18 protein-coding genes are annotated in these 18,833 nt (G+C 69.0%); 5 read left to right on the top strand and 13 right to left on the bottom strand.

Features of this window, described 5'->3' with window-relative positions:
* Positions 1-83 precede the first annotated feature (83 nt).
* Positions 84-1,208, top strand: coding sequence for an NDMA-dependent alcohol dehydrogenase (locus BN977_RS16085; RefSeq protein ID WP_036399538.1), 1,125 nt, complete (start codon positions 84-86; stop codon positions 1,206-1,208).
* Between the two features lie 52 nt (positions 1,209-1,260).
* On the opposite strand, the gene BN977_RS16080 is transcribed toward BN977_RS16085, so the two are convergent.
* The gene (locus BN977_RS16080) at positions 1,261-2,037 is read right to left on the bottom strand and encodes an SDR family NAD(P)-dependent oxidoreductase (protein WP_036399535.1); all 777 of its coding nucleotides are present in this window, start codon (positions 2,035-2,037) and stop codon (positions 1,261-1,263) included.
* A gap of 105 nt (positions 2,038-2,142) precedes the next feature.
* Here BN977_RS16080 and BN977_RS16075 point away from each other — a divergent pair, with 105 nt between their 5' ends.
* Entirely contained in the window at positions 2,143-3,687 is a 1,545-nt protein-coding gene (locus BN977_RS16075; protein ID WP_131590147.1) for a class I SAM-dependent methyltransferase, read from the top strand.
* Positions 3,688-3,693: 6 nt separating this feature from the next.
* On the opposite strand, the gene BN977_RS16070 is transcribed toward BN977_RS16075, so the two are convergent.
* Positions 3,694-4,308: a maleylpyruvate isomerase family mycothiol-dependent enzyme gene (locus BN977_RS16070; RefSeq protein WP_036400336.1), complete on the bottom strand. Its 615-nt coding sequence runs from the start codon at positions 4,306-4,308 to the stop codon at positions 3,694-3,696.
* A gap of 4 nt (positions 4,309-4,312) precedes the next feature.
* On the bottom strand, positions 4,313-4,774 hold the full coding sequence (locus BN977_RS16065; protein WP_036399533.1) for a MarR family winged helix-turn-helix transcriptional regulator: 462 nt from the start codon (positions 4,772-4,774) through the stop codon (positions 4,313-4,315).
* A gap of 67 nt (positions 4,775-4,841) precedes the next feature.
* Here BN977_RS16065 and BN977_RS16060 point away from each other — a divergent pair, with 67 nt between their 5' ends.
* Together BN977_RS16060 and BN977_RS16055 are read left to right on the top strand one after the other, a co-directional pair.
* The gene (locus tag BN977_RS16060) at positions 4,842-5,603 is read left to right on the top strand and encodes a pirin family protein (RefSeq protein ID WP_036399531.1); all 762 of its coding nucleotides are present in this window, start codon (positions 4,842-4,844) and stop codon (positions 5,601-5,603) included.
* A complete protein-coding gene (locus BN977_RS16055; RefSeq protein WP_036399528.1) occupies positions 5,584-6,870 on the top strand; it encodes a PQQ-dependent sugar dehydrogenase in 1,287 nt (428 codons plus the stop codon). The genes BN977_RS16060 and BN977_RS16055 overlap by 20 nt, the downstream gene beginning before the upstream one ends.
* Positions 6,871-6,880: 10 nt before the next feature.
* On the opposite strand, the gene BN977_RS16050 is transcribed toward BN977_RS16055, so the two are convergent.
* A complete protein-coding gene (locus BN977_RS16050) occupies positions 6,881-9,403 on the bottom strand; it encodes a phosphoenolpyruvate synthase (RefSeq protein WP_036399525.1) in 2,523 nt (840 codons plus the stop codon).
* A gap of 252 nt (positions 9,404-9,655) precedes the next feature.
* Here BN977_RS16050 and BN977_RS16045 point away from each other — a divergent pair, with 252 nt between their 5' ends.
* Positions 9,656-10,744 (top strand): phosphodiester glycosidase family protein, encoded by a 1,089-nt coding sequence (locus BN977_RS16045; RefSeq protein ID WP_081664554.1) that lies wholly within the window; start codon positions 9,656-9,658, stop codon positions 10,742-10,744.
* A gap of 13 nt (positions 10,745-10,757) precedes the next feature.
* Here the strand turns inward: BN977_RS16045 and BN977_RS16040 are convergent, their stop codons facing one another.
* The 9 genes from BN977_RS16040 to BN977_RS16005 all read right to left on the bottom strand — a co-directional run bounded on the left by BN977_RS16040 (position 10,758) and on the right by BN977_RS16005 (position 18,833).
* The gene (locus tag BN977_RS16040; protein ID WP_131590145.1) at positions 10,758-13,115 is read right to left on the bottom strand and encodes a hypothetical protein; all 2,358 of its coding nucleotides are present in this window, start codon (positions 13,113-13,115) and stop codon (positions 10,758-10,760) included.
* Between the two features lie 74 nt (positions 13,116-13,189).
* Positions 13,190-13,588 carry a hypothetical protein gene (locus tag BN977_RS16035; protein WP_131590143.1) on the bottom strand — a complete coding sequence of 133 codons (399 nt, stop codon included), beginning with the start codon at positions 13,586-13,588 and terminating at the stop codon, positions 13,190-13,192.
* Positions 13,589-13,609: 21 nt separating this feature from the next.
* Positions 13,610-13,765 carry an SDR family NAD(P)-dependent oxidoreductase gene (locus tag BN977_RS32440; RefSeq protein WP_227456368.1) on the bottom strand — a complete coding sequence of 52 codons (156 nt, stop codon included), beginning with the start codon at positions 13,763-13,765 and terminating at the stop codon, positions 13,610-13,612.
* Between the two features lie 25 nt (positions 13,766-13,790).
* Positions 13,791-14,465 carry a YoaK family protein gene (locus tag BN977_RS16030; protein ID WP_036399522.1) on the bottom strand — a complete coding sequence of 225 codons (675 nt, stop codon included), beginning with the start codon at positions 14,463-14,465 and terminating at the stop codon, positions 13,791-13,793.
* A 7-nt stretch (positions 14,466-14,472) separates the two neighbouring features.
* The gene (locus BN977_RS16025) at positions 14,473-15,177 is read right to left on the bottom strand and encodes a hypothetical protein (protein WP_036399520.1); all 705 of its coding nucleotides are present in this window, start codon (positions 15,175-15,177) and stop codon (positions 14,473-14,475) included.
* Complete coding sequence (locus BN977_RS16020; RefSeq protein WP_036399518.1) at positions 15,144-15,695, bottom strand: Rv1363c family protein; 552 nt, start codon at positions 15,693-15,695, stop codon at positions 15,144-15,146. Before BN977_RS16020 ends, BN977_RS16025 begins: the two co-directional genes overlap by 34 nt.
* Positions 15,692-16,684, bottom strand: coding sequence for an RDD family protein (locus BN977_RS16015; RefSeq protein ID WP_306372240.1), 993 nt, complete (start codon positions 16,682-16,684; stop codon positions 15,692-15,694). The genes BN977_RS16020 and BN977_RS16015 overlap by 4 nt, the downstream gene beginning before the upstream one ends.
* Positions 16,681-17,313, bottom strand: a complete 633-nt coding sequence (locus BN977_RS16010; protein WP_024454962.1) for an Rv1363c family protein — start codon at positions 17,311-17,313, stop codon at positions 16,681-16,683. Before BN977_RS16010 ends, BN977_RS16015 begins: the two co-directional genes overlap by 4 nt.
* Complete coding sequence (locus BN977_RS16005) at positions 17,283-18,833, bottom strand: MCE family protein (protein ID WP_024454961.1); 1,551 nt, start codon at positions 18,831-18,833, stop codon at positions 17,283-17,285. The genes BN977_RS16010 and BN977_RS16005 overlap by 31 nt, the downstream gene beginning before the upstream one ends.

The following is an 18,833-nucleotide window of genomic DNA, read 5'->3' as shown; positions in this document are numbered from 1 at the left end:
TGTCGAATCATCGAAGCCATCGAAACTGCAGGTCACAGGTGGTGCTAGCACATAATCTGAAACCTGTTCTATGATCGCAAGCCATGAAGACCAAGGGCGCCCTGCTGTGGGAACTCAATTCGCCGTTCAAAGTCGATGAGATCGAGCTCGGCGACCCCGTCGCCGACGAGGTCCAGATCCGCATGCATGCCGCGGGCATGTGCCATTCCGACTACCACATCACCACCGGGGCCACCCCGATCGGCCTGCCCGCCCTGGGCGGCCACGAGGGCGCGGGCGTGGTCACCAAGGTGGGCAAGAACGTCACGGGCATCGAGGAGGGCGACCACGTCATCCTCGCGTTCATCCCCGCGTGCGGGCAGTGTCCTCCGTGCCTGAAGGGCTTCCGCTCGCTGTGCGACCGCGGGGCCGTGCTGCTCGGCGGGAAGGCCATCGCCGACGGCACCAACCGCATCCACGCGGGATCCCGCGAGGTGTCGCCGATGAACCTGCTGGGCACCTTCGCGCCCTATATGACGGTGCACAAGGATTCGGTCGTCAAGATCGACAAGGACATCCCGTTCGAGACCGCGGCCATCATGGGCTGCGCCGTGCCCACCGGGTTCGGTTCGGCCACCAATGTCGCCGAGGTCAAGCCGGGCGAGACCGTCATCATCGTCGGCGTGGGCGGTATCGGGATGAGCGCCCTGCAGGGCGCGGTGATCTCGGGCGCCAAGCATGTCATCGCCATCGACCCGAACGAATGGAAGCGCGAACAGGCCATCAAGTTCGGCGCCACCCACGTCTACCCGTCGATGGCCGAGGCCATCGCGCCCGTCATCGACACCACCTACGGCCTGATGGCCGACAAGGTGATCATCGCCGTCGGCGAGATGAAGGGTGAGTACATCGAAGAGGCGATGATCCTGACGGCCAAGACCGGCACCTGCGTGGTGACGGGCATGGGCTCGATGCTCGACGCCGACGTGAAGCTGAACCTGTTCCTGTTCACCATGTTGCAGAAGACGTTGAAGGGCAACATCTTCGGCGGCGGCAGTAGCCACGTCGAAACCCCGCGGCTGGTGGCGCTGTACAAGTCCGGCCTGCTCAACATCGACGACATGATCACCCGGACCTACAAGCTCGAGGACATCAACTCCGGCTACCAGGACATGCTGGACGGCAACAACATTCGAGGTGTGATCCGCTTCGACGAGTCGGACTGGTAAGCTAGACACGCAAAAGGGCCCCGCTGGCGCGGGGCCCTTCGCGTGAACCGGGTTACTTGGGTGGCATCCGGATGCCGCCGTCGACGCGGACGACCTCGGCGTTCATGTAGGAGTTGGTGATCAGCTCGATGACCATCGAGGCCAGCTCCTCGGGCTTGCCGAGGCGGTGCGGGAACAGCACCGACTCACCGAGCTTGGCCTTGAAGGCTTCGGACGCCTCGCCCTCGCCGTAGATGGGGGTGTCGATCAGGCCGGGCGCCACGGTGTTCACCCGGATGCCCACGGCGGCCAGGTCGCGGGCGACCGGCAGGGTCAGGCCCACGACCCCGCCCTTGGACGAGCTGTAGGCGGCCTGGCCGATCTGGCCGTCGAACGCCGCGACGCTGGTCAGGTTGACGATTGCGCCGCGCTCGCCGGTGTCGGTGGGCTCGTTGCGGCTCATCGCGGTGGCGGCCAGCCGGATGCAGTCGAAGGTGCCGACCAGGTTGATCGCCAGCACCTTCTTGTAGACGTCCAGGTTGTGCGCCGACTCGAACTGCCCGTCCTTGCCGATGGTGCGCTGGGCCCAGCCGATGCCCGCGGAGTTCACCAGGGCGCGCAGCGGGCCGAGGTCGACGGCGGTGTTCACGGCGTCGATGATCTGGTCGGTGTTGGTGACGTCGACGGTGACGAAGACGCCGCCGATCTCGTGCGCGAGTTCCTGCCCTTTTTCGGCGTTCAGGTCCGCGACGACAACCCTGGCGCCCTTGGCCGCCAGCTGGCGTGCGCTGGCCGCGCCGATACCCGACGCGCCACCGGTGACGATTGCACTAGCTCCATTGATATCCACGACGACAGACTAAGGCCTATCCACCGGTGGGTCGGGCGCGGCACGGAGAGTTCACCTGCACCGCGTACCGTGCCGCGCAGTTTTGCGTGGGCACAGACAGGAGTTGTGGCATTGACCGCCATCGACATGCTTCGTTCCGACTACGACGAGACCCCGTACGTCTCGAATTCGTTCCCGCAATCCGCGCCGGGCACGCTGGCCGCGGTGGCGCATCTGTTCGGGCTGCAGCCGCCGGCCGTCGCGACCGCGCGGGTGCTCGAGATCGGGTGCGCCGCCGGCGGCAACATCGTGCCGTTCGCCGCAACCCATCCGGACGCCGAGGTGGTGGGCATCGACCTCTCCGAGGTCCAGATCGAGGCCGGACGCGCCCGGCTGCAGGCGCTGGGCATCGAGAACCTGCGGTTGATCGCCGGCGACATCGCCCGGATGGACCTGGCCGCGCTGGGCAGGTTCGACTACATCGTCGCCCACGGCGTGTACAGCTGGGTGCCCGACGAGGTCGCCGAAGCGCTGCTGGCCGCGGTCCGCACCGGCCTGACCGCCGACGGCGTCGCCTACCTGAGCTACAACGTGTACCCGGGCTGGAAGACCAAGGAGGTCGTGCGCGACGCCATGCTGCTGGCCGCCGGCGCCAGCCAGGCCCCGGAGGACAAGGTGCGCCAGGCCCGTGGCATGGCCGACTTCCTGGCGGAGGTGGCCCCGGCTGAGGGTGTGCTGGCGGCCATCCTGGCCGAGTGGCGGGCGGCCGACGAGGGTTTCGGCGACTCGTATCTGCTGCACGACGAGCTCGAGGCGTTCAACACGCCGCGCTACTTCTACGAGGTACTCGCCAGGGCGAACGCGCACGGGCTGGCCTATCTGGGCGAGGCGCGCCCGGAGGTGATGATCCCGGCCAACCACGGCCCGAAGGTCGCCGAATATCTGGCCGCCAATGGCGTCACCGCTCAGGTGCTGGTGGAGCAATACCTGGACTTCGTCACCAACCGCACCTTCCGGCAGTCCCTGTTCGTGCCCGCCGAACGGGCACAGCAGATCGACTACAACCCGACGGCCGACCGGTTGCGCCGGTTGCACCTGGCGGCGCTGGTGCCACCGATCGACGGACCGGTGCGGCTGGATGATTCCCGCCAGGAGTTCCGGCAGGCCGACGGGGCCACGCTGTTCACCAACGCACCGGCGATCAAAGCGGCGCTGGAGGTGCTCGGCACGCGCTGGCCGTGGACGGTGTCGCACGATGAACTGGTGGCCGCCACCCACGAGCGGCTGCTCGACGCGGGAACGCAGCCGAGTCCGGACCTGGCCGCCCACCTCGACGATCTGACCAGTGTGCTGGTGATGCAGGGCCAAGCCCATTACCGGCTGGACCCGGTGCGCCCCGACCCGCTGGGCGCCATGCCGCGTATCGCCGAATGCGCCAGGCGCGCAGCGGAATTGACCAGCAATACCGGCGACGCGGCCACCTTCAACCGCTGGCACGAAACGGTGCCGCTGGAGCCGCTGGATCGGCAGCTGCTGCCACTGCTCGACGGCAGTCGCGACGACGACCAGCTGATCGAGGCGCTGCTGGCCGGCGGGGCGGGCACCCGCGACGTGGTGACCGAGCACGTGCGCACCCTGCGCCAACGGCTCGCCGAGCTGAAGCTGGCCTGACTCCGCTCAGCGCAGCAATTCCACCCCGGCACCGGACAGCTCGGCGCGCACGTGCGCGGCCCGGCCGGTCATCGCCAGCAGCAGCGCCTCGGCGGCGCCCCGCACCTGCGGCCCGCGCCCGGCGGCCCAGTCCAGATCGGTGGCCTCCAGCCGCAGCCCGCGGGTGCGCCGGGCCGCGCCGATCACCGGGCTCGCCCTGGCGTAGCGGAGCGCGGCGTACAGCGCAGCGGGATCGACCACCCGGGGCAGCCGCAGTGGCCTGCGGATGTCCTGTTGATGGATCAGGCATTCGATCAGCGCCACCCGGCCGCCGTACAGCGCGCCGGCGCCCGCCGGCCGGGCGTCCTGGCGCATCAGTTCGGCGAGCCGGGCCGGCGACAGCAGGCGGTGCTCGGCCAGGGCGTCGGCGTTCAGCCGATCGACGTTCCACCGTGTGGCAAACATGCTGCGGGCCAATGCCATCCGACTCTGGTCCAGGTAGGCAATGGTGTGTACCACGACATCGCGCACGGTCCACCCGGCACAGAGGCTGGCGGCATCCCACTGCTCGGCGGTCAGGCCGTCCAGCAGGTCGGCGAAGGCCTCGCGTTCGGCCCGGGCCAGGGCGTGCACGGCTGCCACCGGCTCAGTCTGCCCCATCTGCCCCATCGAGACGGTCCAGTGCGCGGGCCAGCCAGCGCCCGACCGCCGCGGTCTGCCCCGCGCTCATCCCGTCGAACAGCACCTCGCGTACCAGGGCGACGTGTCCGGGCGCCGCGGCGGCCAGGGCCTGGCGGCCGGTGGCGGTGATCTCCACCGTCACCCCACGGCGGTCACCCTCGGCCCCGTGCCGGGCCACCAGGGCCCGGTCGGTCATCCGGCGCAGCTGATGCGACACCCGACTCTGCTCCCAGCCGAGCCGCTCACCGAGCTCGTTCATCCGGCAGCCCGGGCGTTCCTCCAGCGCGACCAGTACCTCGTAGTCGGCCAGCGACAGCCCGCAGTCGGCCTGCAGCTGCCGGTTCATCGCGGCCTGCAGCCGGGAGGTCATGGTCAGGTAGTCGCGCCAGATGCGCTGCTGGTCGTCGTTCAGCCACACGGAATACATGACACATCATCTATGTTGTGGTGTCCAGTACCGGCACCTAGGCTGGCATCGAATCGCAAGGAGAACCATGAGCAGCACCGCAACCATCGACATCCGCCGCGCCGGTGACCGGGCGGCCACCAAGATCTCGTGGCTGGACTCCAAGCACTCGTTCTCGTTCAGCGACCACTACGACCCCGCCAACACGCATCACGGTCTGCTGCTGGTCAACAACGACGACCGGGTCGCGCCGGGTGCTGGATTTGATACCCACCCGCACCGGGACATGGAAATCGTCACCTGGGTGCTGCGCGGGTCGCTGGTGCACCAGGATTCCACCGGCCACTCCGGCGTCATCTATCCCGGCCTGGCTCAGCGCATGTCGGCCGGGCGCGGCATCCTGCACTCGGAGAAGAACGACTCCTGGAACCTGACCGGCGGCGAGACCCATTCGGAGCCGGTGCATTTCGTACAGATGTGGGTGCTGCCCGACCAGGCCGGCATCACCCCCGGCTACCAGCAGCTGGAAATCGACGACGAACTGCTGAGCGGCGGACTGGTGACCATCGCCTCCGGGATGCCCGAGCACCGCAACAACACCGCCATCAGCATCGCCAACCGGTTCGCCGCCCTGCACGGGGCCCGGCTGCAACCCGGTGATTCGGTGCAGCTGCCCGAGGCGCAGTACCTGCACCTGTTCGTGCCGCGGGGCGAGGTGGTCCTGGAAGGTGCGGGCGGCCTGCAGGAGGGCGACGCCGCCAGGCTGACGGCCACCGGCGGGCAGCGTGTCACCGCCACCACCGCCTCCGAAATCCTGGTCTGGGAGATGCATGCCGGGTTGGCGGCATAGCCGGAAGCTGTTGTGCAGCCTCGCGGTAGCGGGGCTGCTGACCGGCTGCGGCGAGGTCCGGTCCGGTGGCGGTGCACCGGTGCCAAGCCCGGCCGCCCCCGCCGCCGCGCCGGCCGGCCTGGTACCCGTCACCGTCACCGTCCCCGCCGGCCTGGACCAGCGGCCCTTCGACACCGCCCGGCAGGCACTCGTGCCGCCGGGATGGACGATGTCGGTATGGGCCAGGGTGCCCAAGGCCCGGCTGGCCGCCTGGGCACCGGACGGGCGGCTGCTGGTGTCGCTGCCCAGCACCGGCCAGATCGTCACGGTGGCCGGCGGCGCCGGCACGCCACTGCTGGAGGGGCTCACCCAACCGCACGGCCTGGCCTTCACCGGTTCCACCCTGCTGGTCGCCGAGAGCAACCAGGTCACCGCCTACGACTACCGGGACGGCGCCGCGACCAACCCACGCCCGGTCGCCACCGGCCTGCCCGACGCCCGCAGCCCCGATCTACGCGGCGCCTACTCGCACGCCCTCAAGAGCGTCACCGTGGGACCCGATGGGGCCGTGTACTTCTCGATCGGATCGACCGGCAACATCTCAGCCCACGACCGGACGGCCAGCCCGCCGCGGGCCACCATCATGCGGGTGCCGCCCAGTGGTGGTCCGGCCACGGTGTACGCCACCGGGGTCCGCAACGGCACCGGCCTGGCGACCGCGCCCGACGGGTCGATCTGGACGGCGGTGAACAACCGGGACAACATCGCCGACCCGGCCACCGGGCAGGTCGACGCGGAGTACGTCGCGGAGAACCCGCCGGAGGCCATCGCCCGGCTCACTCCCGGCCGCGAACTTGGCTGGCCGTACTGCCATCCGGTCGGCGGACCGGCCGACGCCCCGTTCGTCCGCGATGTCCAGACCAACGCGGACGGCGGTGCGCTGGACTGCGCGGCGCTGCCGCCCGTCGAGCAGACCATCGGTGCGCATGCCGCGCCGCTGGGCATGAGTTTCACCGACGGCGCGCTGCCCGCCCCCTACACCACCGGGGCCTTGCTCGGCGTGCACGGATCGTGGAACCGCCGGCCGCCGCGCGCCCCGGAGGTGGCGTTTCTGCCATGGCGGTCCGGCACGCTGGGCACCGCGCAGACCCTGGTCGGCGGTTTCCAGTCCGCCGACGGAACCCGCTGGGGCCGACCGGTTTCGGCGGTCGTGGGACCCGACGGTGCGGTGTATGTCACCGACGACTACGCCGACGCGGTGTACCGGCTGGCGCCGCCGGGACGCTAGCGGCGATCGGTCAGGCCAGCACCTCGACGTAACCCTCGGTGCCGGCCACCCGGATCCGTTGTCCGTCCCGGATCCGCGTCGTGGCGCCCTCGACGCCGACGACGGCGGGTAGCCCGTATTCCCTGGCGATCACCGCGCCGTGGGTCATCAGCCCGCCCACCTCGGTCACCAGTCCGCCGATCCCGACGAACAGCGGCGTCCAGCTGGGATCGGTGTATGCGGTGACCAAGATGTCACCGGCCGCCAGCCGGGCCGAGGCGAAGTCCGTCACGACGCGCGCGCGTCCCTCCACCGTCCCGGCCGACACGGCAAGACCCGGCAGTGCACCGGACGGCAGGCCGCTCCGCTGGTAGGCACCGATCACCACTTCTCCTTCGGAGGTGAGTACCCGCGGTGGCCGCAGCCGCTGATAGCTGCGCAACGCCGCCTTGCGTTCCTCGATGAGCCGCTCGTCCACCCGGTGGGTGCGGCAGACCTCGTGCAACTCCTGCAGTCTGAGGTAGTAGGCGTCGTCGGGGGCACGCAGGACACCGGCCCCCACGAGGCGCTGTGCCTCGCCCAGCAGGGCCCGCTTGTAGACGAAATACCGGCACACCATGCCGTACTTGGGATATTCGCGGTAGCCGGTGAAGGCGCGCAGCCGGTCGATCATCGATTCGGTCTCGGCGGCCTTGGCGGTACCGTCGGGCAGCGCCCGCAACCGGGCGAGCAGTTCGCGTTTCTTCGCCTCGGCTTGGCGGCGGCCCGTTTCCAGGCGCCGCTGCGCCTCGCCCGGTGCGAAATTCGCGATATTGGCCAGGACCGTCGGCACCAGGGCCGACGGCTGTTCACTCCACCGCGGCCTGGTGATGTCGATCTCGCCGGTGCACCGCATGCCGTACCTGCCCAGGAAGTCCTGCAGGGCGTGCCGGGCCTGCCGCCCGCCCGGCACGTCGCCGAGTCCGGCCAGCACGTCGCCGTCGGTGTCGCGCCAGCCGGCCAGTAAGGCCACCACATCCGGGTGGGGCCGCATCGCGTCCGCGACGTCGAGCAGCGCGAGCCCCATCTCCGATGTCACGTTGTACGGCACCGACTGGGTGAGGATGTCGGCGGGGTTCGTCTCGCCCAGCCAGTCCCGCAGGTGGTCGTTGAGCCAGTGGGCGGCGTCCATCCCGGCCATGATCACCTGGGCGCTCTCCGGTGTGAACAGAATGCGTTGCAGCTCGGCGAAATCCGCCATGATGAACTCGACGAGTGCCGGTCCCGACAACGGTTCGATATCGCGTTCGAGGGCCACGAGGCCGGCCCGGCTCCGCTCGATCAGCCGGGTGACGGTGGCCGGATCCGGGACGGTCGGCGGCTCGGTCACGCCCGGCGCACCGGACTGATCCGGTTGCGCGCCGACGACGCCCAGGCGTTCGGCGATGCTCTGCAGGGCAGCGCCGGTCAGCGGGTCCGATCGCAGGAACCCCTCGACCAGCGCAGCGCGGCTCCCAAGCACCTGCAGCGCGTCCGTCACGTCGACGAAGAGCCGGCCCCCGGCCTCGGCCATCGGCCGACGGGTGGTCAACTGCCACACGGACAGGCCCAGCGGGGCCATCGCGTCGGTCATCATCTGCTGGTGGCCCACGGAGACGAAGACGTGCGTGCGTTCGTCGTCGACCTCGGGAACGGGGAACAGCGTGGTGATGGGCCGGGACTGCACGATGTGGAAATCGCCGTCGAGCAGGCACCATTCGATGTCCTGAGGATGGCCGAAGTGCGCTTCGATGCGGCGGCCCAGCCGCACCAGACCGAGCACGTCGGCATCGGTGAGCACCGGCCGCCCGGCCGCGAGTGTGGCGGTCTCGACCGTCGCGTCGCGTACCCGGTACAGATCGGCGTCGGCCCGGCCGGAAACCAGGGCGTCGCCGAGGCCGGACACGGCCTCCACCGTGGCCACCCGCCGATTACCCGATACCGGATCGGCCGTGAACAGCACACCGGCGGCCTGTGCGGGCACCATCAGCTGCACCAGCACCGCCATCCGGATATCTCTGTGGTCGAACCGATTACGCAGCCGGTAGCCGATCGCGCGGTCGGTGAACAGCGAGGCCCAGCAGCGCTTGACGTGATCGACGATCTCCCGGTGCCCGACTACGTCGAGGTAGGAGTCCTGCTGCCCGGCGAACGATGCGGTGGCCAGGTCTTCGGCCGTCGCACTCGAACGCACCGCGCAAGGCCGTTCCGCACCCAGCCGGGTCACGGCGCCGCGGATCGCCGCCTCGATATCGGCTGGCATCGCAGCGCTTTCGAGGGTCGCACGCAGTTGTGCGCTCAGCGCGCCGATGGCGTCGTGGTCGTCGGCGTCCAGCCCGGACAACCGCTCCAGCAGGGCGGCGTGCGACGGGACGGCGGTGACGAACCGATCGAATGCCTGCACCGTCACACAGAACCCGGGTGGCACCGCAAACCCGTTGCGCGCGAGTTCGCCCAGCCGGGCGGCCTTACCGCCGACCAGCGCCTGCGCGCCGAGATCGACCGTGTCGAGATTCAACGAATAAGCCGGCACCATTCCCCCATTCAGCCGTTTTCGCCCATGCGGGAAGCGATTATGGGGCAAAAATCACGGCCTCATGAGGGCCGCCGCGCGCCGGTATACTGAAGGCAACAGCGTCCTCGTGTTCCGGGGACAGATCCGATTCTTCGCCGCACATCGCGCCTTCCGGCAATTCTCTTGTGGCAGAAGCGTTATCAGGCCGTGACGAAAGTTGACAGTGCGTCAGCTGTGATTATCCTGAGCTTCTCGAAAGTTTGCCAGAAGGGGATCGTCGTGCCGAGCGTTGCCGCATGCTTCCTGCGCCTTGCCGTCGGCATCGCGGTGCTCACCGTCACCTCGGCCGTTGCCACGGGCATCGGGGCCCCGGTCGCCGCCGCGGCCGACGGCCGTACCCTGCTGGCGAACGCGGTGGCCAACACCCGCGGTTCCTATCTCGTCTACAACTTCGGCCCGGGGTTTCCGGCGCCGATGCTCAACGCCGCCGGCCAGTGGTACGAGATGAGCAACGGCGGCCATCTGATGATCATCAAGGGCGCCGCCGGGCGGTTGACCCCACGGTTGCTGGTCGACTCACACACCGGCTATCAATCACGCTGCGAGCGCACCCCCGGTGCCCGCACTGCCGAGGGACTGCCGCAGGCCTCGGAAATCTATTCGCCCATTGCGGCGTGGCAGGCGTTGGGCCGCCCGACCATTGCCGTCAACGCCAATTTCTTCGACATCCGCGGACAACGCGGCGGGTCGTGGAAGACGTCGGGCTGCAGCTCGCCACTGGGCGCCTACGTGGACAACACCCGCGGGCAGGGTAAGGCCAACGCGGCGGTGACGGGCACCCTGGCCTATGCGGGCAAGCAGGGGTTGTCCGGCGGCAACGAGATCTGGACACCCCTGTCCACCATGATCCTGCCCGTCTCGGGCGCTCCTTTCGTGATAAACCCCCGTGCCGGCGACGATTTCGACGCCGCGACGCCGGTCGTCACCGATCTGATGAACAAGGGCACCCGCTTCGTCGCGGTCAGCGGTCTGGGCCTGCTGGCGCCCGGTGACACCGGACAGCTGAACGACCCCGGCCCGTCGGCCGCCCGCACCGCGCTGGCCTACGCACGCCAGCGCGACGAGATGTACGTCTTCCAGGGCGGCAGTTACACCCCCGATCAGATCCAAGACCTGTTCCGCGGGTTGGGCAGTGACACCGCCATCCTGCTCGACGGTGGCGGGTCGTCGGCCATCGTGCTGCGGCGCGACAGCGGCGGCATGTGGGCCGGCGCCGGCGTGCCCAAGGGGTCGTGTGACACCTATCAGGTGCTGTGCGACTCCCGCGAACGCGCGCTGCCGGCCTGGCTCGCCTTCAACTGAAAGACATTGGGGTTCAGGCGGCCTCACCCGTCGAACCGGAATCCGCCTTCTTCGTCGTGGTCGACCCGGCACCGGCCTTGGTCTCCGAATCGGCCGCGGCCGGCTTCTTCTTCGGGTGCAGCGCCCGGGTGATGTCGCGAACGGCGTTGCTCAGCGGATCCTGCTTCTTGGTCTTGGGTTTCGGCGTCGTCTGGGCCGCGGGCGTGCCGGCCTTGGTGGTGTCGGTCTTGGCGGTATCGGACTTCTCGGTGCCGCTCTTATCCGTTTCGGTCTTGGTGGTGTCGGTCTTGGACGTATCCGTCTCGGTGTCGGACTTCCCGGTGCCGGACGTCTCGGTGCCGGACGTCTCGGTGCCGGACGTCTCGGTGCCGGAGGTCGCCGTGGCATCCTCCGATGCCGCATGCCGAGGCTCATTACCCGAATCCTCGGGAACGGGAGTCCCAACCGGTGCCGCGTGCTTACCGGTCGAGGTGGCCTCGTCGGCGGTGGTCGCCGCCACCGTCACGGTGTGGGCACCCGCGGTCGGCAGGGCGTCGGCCTTATCCAGTCCGGCAGCGGCCAAGCCGGCATCGGCGGCGTCGGTGGCGGCCTTGGTCAGCTCCTTGGCCAGGCTGCCGCTGGTGATGCCCTTGACCAGCTTCACCAGTTCGTCGATCACGTTGGGCGGCGCGGCCGTCGGGTGACCGCTGAAGAACTCCTTCTGGAAACCGTTCACCAGAGACTTGATCACGTCGTTGACCACCTGCCCCGGGTTCACGTGCGGGAACGAGAAGAACGGGGTCGGGGTGGCGGCGTCGGTCAGCGTCCTGGTGTACGTCCCGTCGGGATTGCGCACCACATCGGTGTAGCCCAGGTTCACCAAGCTGGTCAGCGCGGGCGCCAGCGCGTTCGCGAGCCGGATCGGGAAGGTACCCAGCGTGCCGAAGCTCACCGCGTTGAGCACGTCCCCGGTCAGGTACAGCGGTTCCAGCAGCGGCAGCGTCGCGGCCGGTAGGGTGAGATAGATGTTGAGCGCCAAAGGGTTTCCGGCGGTGATGTTGCCCACCACATCGCCCACCGCATCGCCGACCTGTTCCAGGACGGTGTCCAGCGTCAGGCCGCGCAGAATGTAGCTGGCACCCACGGTGCCGGCCATCAGGTTGTTGGCCAGCGTGAAAGGATTCGGCCAGGCGGCGAAGTCGGAGAACGGCTGGTACTGGACGGTCGCGTCGATCTTCACCGGCAGCACGTTGGCGCCGCCCACGGCCAGACCGGTGTTGAGCAGGGGCAGTCCGCCGCTGTGGGTGGCCGCGGTGTCCGGGGTCAACAGGTCGATGCCGAGCAGGTCACCGAGCGGGTAGAAGCGCGAGAACATGCCGCCGTTCGCGCGACCCAGATTGTTCAGCAGCACCATCGGCAGCACGGTGAAATTGCCGACCAGCGGATGGTCACCGGACTGCGTGCCGCCGGGCTGCTTGGCCAACTCGGCCAAGATCTTGGGGTAGGCCGCCCCGGTGGCGAAGGCGCCCAACCCGATTCCGGCCACGATGGGGATCCGCACGTCGGTGATGTTGAGCAGTTCCAGCGGCAGCGCATCGGTGACCGCGTGCAAGGTGTTCACCAGCAGTTGCAGCGGCGCGCCCAGGATGGGCCCGAGACCGTCGATGACGTCACTGGCCCGCTCGAACACGATATCCAGCAGACCGTCGCCGCTGATATCCAGATAGGGCGTCGAATTGATGGCCTGGGCAACGGCATTCGGGGTCCCCGGGGTCCAGCCGATATCCACGCCGAGCATCTTCAGCAGGCCGAAGGTCGGCCCGGGGGTGATGATGTTGACGCCGGGGATGTCCAGGTTGGCCAGGTCGACGATGTTGGACAGGTCCAGGCCGAGCAGCCCGAGCAGGGCGCTCAAGGTCACGTTGCCCGCGGAGTCGGTGAGGCCGATCGCATCAAGCACCGGGATCAGCGCCCCGGAAACCACCGACCCGAGCGCGCCGTCCAGCAGCGAGCCGAGATTGATCTTGACCGCGCCCAGTACCTGGTCGAGCAGGTCCAGCGGGATCTTGTCGAGGATGTCACTGATGTTGATGTTCAGTCCGCCGGTCAGCGCGGGGACGCTCACCCGATCCACCAGCGCGTTCGCGATAGCGGCGTACAGGTCCTGGGCCGCGTTGTACGCCGAATTGCCCAGTCCGCCAGTGATATCCGACAACACCCCGGGCGGCGGGAACAAACTCGTGGACGCGGCGAGGTGCAGCGGCTGGTCGTGGACCAGCCGCAGCTCGGGACGCGGCGGCAGCGGCTGCGGTGCGGCCGCCCCGACCGTCAGCGCCGTGGCGGTGACGGTCGCCGCCCCCACCACCGCGAGCCGTCTCGTCCGCTCTGTCACCGCACGATGATTCCCCATGACGCACACGCCTCCCCGTAGCCTGCCAGCCGATGCACAGGACGGTAACACCCGGATCACACCCCCTCCATGGTTTTGCGGGGAAACTTTCGGCCGCGTCGAAGGCTTGTGCGCGTTGGGTTTTGGTCAGGGTGACGCATCACCATCCGCACGATCCGGTCCCGCAAAGAAGGCAGGATATTCGCCATCAACCGCATCCGGACTTCGGAACCGATGCCGACGAGGTGGCACGGACGGGACCGCGGCGAGGTCAGCGCCGTGTACCCGACCTCGGCCAGCGCCGCGGGCGGAACCGCGAGCCGCTGCGTAATTGGCACCGACTTGCGCATTCCAGCAACGTGGCCGGCGCACAGTTCCCGCCGCGGCGGAGTCAGCTCGGCCGCCATGTCGTCGACCACGGCGCCGGCGGTGCGCCACACATCGGTGTCGGTCTGGGCGAGCTCGACCAGCAGCACCGGGAGGGGCGTCCGCACCGGTCAGCGGGCTGAGAGCCGGCCGTCGATGCTGGAGGTGAACACCACCCGCCCGTGCGATCCGCGCGGCCGCGGCAGCACCGCCCTGGTCGCGGCCAGCTGGCCGATTGTGTTGATCTCCAACCACTTTCGCCATTGCTCGGTGCTCACGTCCGGCACCGGCCCGGCCACCACGATGGTCGGGCTAATCGGCGTTCCCGGGTCCGAACGCGAAGATGGCCGCCGAAGCCGTGACGATCGCGGCGGCCAGACCGATCACCGGAGCGACGGTGTAGCGGCTCAACGTCGCCCCGAGCACCGCGCCGCCGCACATGGTGAGCACGACGGTGTAGCGCAGCTTCTCGCCCTGCCCGGTGCCGCCGGCCAACCGGCTGTCGAACCCGATTCCCACGATGGTGGAGGTCAGCACCGTGGTGCTCAACTCCTGGATGCCGAACTGCCGTGCGGTGGCGTTCTGACAGCCGAAGCTCACCGCGAGCCCGGCGATCAAAATCAGCTTGCTGTCGTCGCGGTAGTCGAGCACGCCGGCCCCGGCGAGCACGGCCATGGTCGCGATGATCGCCGCTTCGACAACCAGGGTCACCACCAGCCATCGGCGCACCCGCGCATCGAGATGCCGCGCCAGCCGTCCGCCGAGCACCGTTCCGGCGACGAAACCGGCGAACGCGACGGCCGCTGCGGTGAGGTCCACCCCCGATCCGGGGACAAACCAGAACCCCAGGAAGATCACGTTGCCCGTCATGTTGGCCACGAAGACGTGGCCGAGCACCAGCACGCTCACCGCGTCCACCACGCCGGTGGCGAACGTCAACAGCAGCAGGGCCGTCACGGTCGACCGCCGGGACACCGGAGAGCGCATCGCGCGCCTACAGCCGCGGGGTGAGATCCAGCGAGGTGACCGGCGTCATCTCGGTGATCAGCCAGGTGGAGTTTCGGCGCTCCAGCGTCAGCCGGTAGGACAGGTACCGCAGTGACGGGATGTTCTTGGTGACCGGACTGGTCGCCACCGAGTTGGTGTACACCAGCGCGGTCGCCTGGCCGGGGCTGATCGTCTCGATGGCCGCGCCGAGCACCTGGGTGCTGTTGGAGACCTGGGCCTGCTTGTTCGGCGCGACGATCGCGTCGATGTACTGGCGGTACTGGGCGGCGAAGTCGCCGCCCAGGTACTTCTCGGCCCGGTCGGGCAGAGACTCCATGTCTTCGGGCGTGTACGTCCACAGCGTCGTGATGGCGTTGGTCGCGGTGCGGGCGATCTCCAGCTTGGTGTGCACCAGCGCCCGGTCGGACAGGTACCGCTGTGCCGTGGCGCCGGCGAAGGCACCGGCCGCGACGAACAGCAGGGCCGCGACCACGGCCGCGGTCTTCAGGGCCCGGCTTGCCGTGCGGTGCGGCACCAGCACGGGTTCGGCCGCGGCAGCATCCACCTCCGGCTCGGCCTCGGCTCCTGGCTCGGTTTCCGGCTCGGCCGGGGCGGCCGCGGCCCGCGCTGCCTTCCCGGTCGGCTGGGCTTCGGTCTGCTCGTCGCTGGACCCGGTGGTCAGATCACCTGGATCAGCCGGCTGATCTTCCACTGGCGCCCTTCCTGAATAGTCGTTGCCAGCCAACGGCTCCCGGTCTCGATGGTCTGCTTCCCGTCGGGTGTCTTGGAGGTCATCTTCGTCGCGACCAGGACGTCGGCGCTGCCGTTGTCGTTCCAGCGCTGCACGCCCGCAGCCAGCACGGTACCGGTCGTCGGCTCGGCGCGGGCCACCTGGATGACGATCTCGTTCTGCTTCTCGGTGAACTGTTTGACGAATTCGCCGGTGCCCTGCGCCTTGATCCGGTCGGCGTAGTCGTTGGCGTGGAACGGGTCCATGGTGGTGTAGACGGTCATGAAGTCGCGGACGTAGGCCAACGCGGAGGCATCCCGGCGCTCGGTGCGACGGTCCGATTCGTGCGCCATCGCCATGATCGTGCAGGCCCCAATGATGGCGGCCAGCACCACCGCGCAGACACCGCCGACCAGCGGCAGGCCCCATCGCCTCGGCGGGTTGTGCACGGTCACAAAGAGTTCGGGCGTCCCGGGATCGACGTGGCGGCGCGGGCTCATCGCGGCCCTCCGCCCGGTTGCGGGCGGGTGATCACCGTGAGGTTCTGCACACGCCACTGCCCACCGGACTCGACGAAATCGACCTGCACCGTCGCGGTGATGAATTTCATCGAGGCCGGGTCGGCTCCGCGCTGTCCCTGCATGGCCATCAACATGGTGGCCGTCGTGGGCGCCACCTCGGTGACCGCGCTGTTGACGGTCCAGTACTCGTTGTCCACGATCGGTGCCTTCTGCACCGAATTCTGTTGGGCGACAAGCTGAGGCCGATAACTGTCGGTCGCCAGCGACTGCGCCTTGGCGAAATCGTCCTTGACGGTCTGCGGGCTGTAGCTGAGCATCTGTTCGACGATGCGTGGGCCCTGCTGCGAGATCTCGGCTCTGGCCCGGTCCACCGCGCGGTCGTGTCGGTACACCGCGCCGTATCCCAGTGCGGCACCGGCACCGCACATCACGACGGTGGCCACCATGCCCACCGCCACCGGCTTGCGCAGATCGCGTGGCGGCGCGTCGACTCGGTGAACCTCGGTGCGCAGCAGCAGGTCCGCGAAGGTTCGGCCGCGCCGGTCCCACAGCGGCCACAGCCACCCGACGAACAGCGCGGCCGTGTCGAGCAGATGGGCGATATCGCGCGCCATCAATCGGAGGACGCCCACCCGCGCGCCGGTGCGCCCGACCACCCGGATGCCGGCGACCGCCCGGCCCAGTGTCCAGCCCGTCCAGGCCGGTAGTAGCCAGCGGTTCACCAGGACCGCCCCGCCGAACAGCACCAGCACGACCACGTACAGCCACCACTGCCAGCCCTGCCACGGCGAAATCCAGGCCAGCAGCGCCATCACCGCGGCGGCGGCCACCCCGAACAGCACGTCGACGGTCAGCGCCCCGGCCCGCGCGGCCCAGGCCGCCACCGGCACCTCGACGACCGCGCCGTCCGGCGCCGCCGCGTCCGCGTCCGGGTTCATGTCTGAGTTCACGTCCAGCACCGCCGTCACGTCGTCACCTGGACGAGATTGGCGATCTTGTAGGTGCCCTCGTCGCGTTGCATCGTCACCCGCAGGCGGTAACCCTGTTCCTGGTCGGCGGCTTGCGAGTTGGTCACCTTGGTGCGCACGGCCACCAGGATGTCGACCGACCCGTCGTCGTTGTGCCGTTCCACGGCGGCACGCAGATCCGACACCTGCACCGTCACGTTGGCCGCCTGGTACGCCTCGACCATCATGCCGCTGAAGAAGCCGGCCTGGGCACCGAAGTCACCGGTCGAGCACGCGATGATCTTGGCCTGGCTGGCGCCCATCGACGCGGTGTCCGGGGCTTGGGTCGCGGTCACGCAATCCTTGGCCGCCTGCAGGGCGACGGCGTCGTCGCGCCCGATCTGGGCGCTGCGGGCATTGGCCTGCACCGCCAGGTAGCCGAGCACGGCCAGCCCGGCGGTCAGGACCAGCAGGCCGGCGCAGATGGCGGCCACCCAGCCCACGCCGAGCCGTTCGGGCCGAGCGGCGCCGGCCGGGACCGCCGGCTCGGGCTGTTCCTCGGGAGTGTGCGTTATGGGTTCTTCTGAGTCGTCCGATTGCTCGGCGTCCGGGGTGGGGTTCAGCCGGCTGGTGCCAGCATCTCCTTCCATCCGCTATCTCCTGGCTTCATCGAGTTGTTGACGGTGTACTTGACGCCGTCGGGGCCGACCACCTCGCCGCTCTGGGGGCTGTACACCGCGGAGGGGCCTGCTGCCGGAGTGTAGATGCACGGGTTGGGTTGCTGTCCACTGCAGGTGACGGTGCCCTGGCCGGGCGGGGTGAGCGGGTCACTGGTCGGCGCGGAGGACTCCGGCGGCGGCAGCTGGCTGGCGCCCAGCGGGTTGAGCCCGTTGTTGATCGACGGCGCCGGGATCACCCGGCCGGGCTCGACCGGATGGGTGCAGCGTGCGGCCGGGGCCGGGCAGTCCACGATCTGGTTCGGATCGCCATACCAGGGGTTGGTGCCCAGCGGCACATAGGGCTCGTTGCTGCGGCACTCGGCCGGGGTGGCCGCCCGCTTACCCGGGACGTCGGCGCACGGGTAGTTGCGCGCCCCGCGGACCGCGTTGGGCGAGTCCTTGGGGATCTTGCAGTACATGCCCGACGGGATCGGCTGGGTGGTGGTGTCGGCCGGTGACCGCCACTGCGAGGCCGGCAGGAACCCGGTCAGGCACGGCGGCGGCGAGTTGATACCCAACGCAAGGTGCAGGAGAGCATTCGGCGAAAAAATGGTCGAGGTCTGGGCTATGGACGCACCCTGAGGCAGTGCGACCAGCACCTGCTCGACGTTCTTGTTGTACCGCTTGAGCATGTCGATGACGACCTCAAGGTTGGCCAGGGTCTGCGGCAGCGCATCGCGCACATCGCCGAAGACGGCGTTGAGCTGATCGGCCGTCGGCGCGGCCTGCTGCAGGCCGCCCCGAAGCGGGCCGTCCTGTTCCGCGGTCTGCGCGGCGATGGTGTTGAGGTTGGCCGCCCACTGCGCTATCGCATCCTCGGAAGTCACCTGGCTGTCGATGATCGGTCCGGAGTGGTCGACGATATCGTTCACCGAGGGCAGGTTGTCCTTGAAGTCACCCGCCAGCGCCTGGGTGGAATCCACCACCCGCTGCAGGGCGGGCCCGAGTCCCCCGACGGCTTTCGCCGTCTCGTCGAGCAACTGACCGATCTTCTCCTTGGGCAGCGCAGCGAGACCGCGCTCGGCGGCATCGAGCGCAGGGCCCACCTCGGACGGCACCGATCCCTTCGTGATGGTCTGCCCGGAGCTGAAGTACTTGCCTTCGTCCTTCTCCGACACCAGGTCCAGGAACTGCTCGCCCACCGCCGAGACCGAATGCACGTTGGCCGACGCGTCGACCGGAACCTTGGCATCGTCGTCGATGTCCATGGTCACCCTGGCGCCGGTCGCAGTCGGCTGCACGTCGCGCACCTTGCCGATGGTGGTGCCCCGGTAGGTGACGTTGGCCGTCTCGTACAGACCCGCCGAGTTCGGCAGATCCGCGTACAGGCGGTACATCCCGATACCGGCGGCGGTGGGCAGCCGCAAGTAGAACAGCGACAGCACCACCAGGGCGATGACGGTCACGATGGTGAAGATCAACAGCTGGGCCTTGATGAATCTGGTCAGCAA

It is taken from the genome of Mycolicibacterium cosmeticum (assembly GCF_000613185.1).
GTDB lineage: Bacteria > Actinomycetota > Actinomycetes > Mycobacteriales > Mycobacteriaceae > Mycobacterium > Mycobacterium cosmeticum.
This window is presented reverse-complemented; position numbering and strand designations above follow the sequence as displayed.

What these genes read in the sequence shown, in the direction of transcription:
- BN977_RS16085 (WP_036399538.1), top strand. Translation starts at nt 84, where the DNA reads ATGAAGACCAAGGGCGCCCTGCTGTGGGAACTCAATTCGCCGTTCAAA.
- BN977_RS16065 (WP_036399533.1), bottom strand. Translation starts at nt 4,774, where the DNA reads ATGTATTCCGTGTGGCTGAACGACGACCAGCAGCGCATCTGGCGCGAC.
- BN977_RS16060 (WP_036399531.1), top strand. Translation starts at nt 4,842, where the DNA reads ATGAGCAGCACCGCAACCATCGACATCCGCCGCGCCGGTGACCGGGCG.
- BN977_RS16055 (WP_036399528.1), top strand. Translation starts at nt 5,584, where the DNA reads ATGCCGGGTTGGCGGCATAGCCGGAAGCTGTTGTGCAGCCTCGCGGTA.
- BN977_RS16050 (WP_036399525.1), bottom strand. Translation starts at nt 9,403, where the DNA reads ATGGTGCCGGCTTATTCGTTGAATCTCGACACGGTCGATCTCGGCGCG.
- BN977_RS16030 (WP_036399522.1), bottom strand. Translation starts at nt 14,465, where the DNA reads ATGCGCTCTCCGGTGTCCCGGCGGTCGACCGTGACGGCCCTGCTGCTG.
- BN977_RS16020 (WP_036399518.1), bottom strand. Translation starts at nt 15,695, where the DNA reads ATGAGCCCGCGCCGCCACGTCGATCCCGGGACGCCCGAACTCTTTGTG.
- BN977_RS16010 (WP_024454962.1), bottom strand. Translation starts at nt 17,313, where the DNA reads ATGGAAGGAGATGCTGGCACCAGCCGGCTGAACCCCACCCCGGACGCC.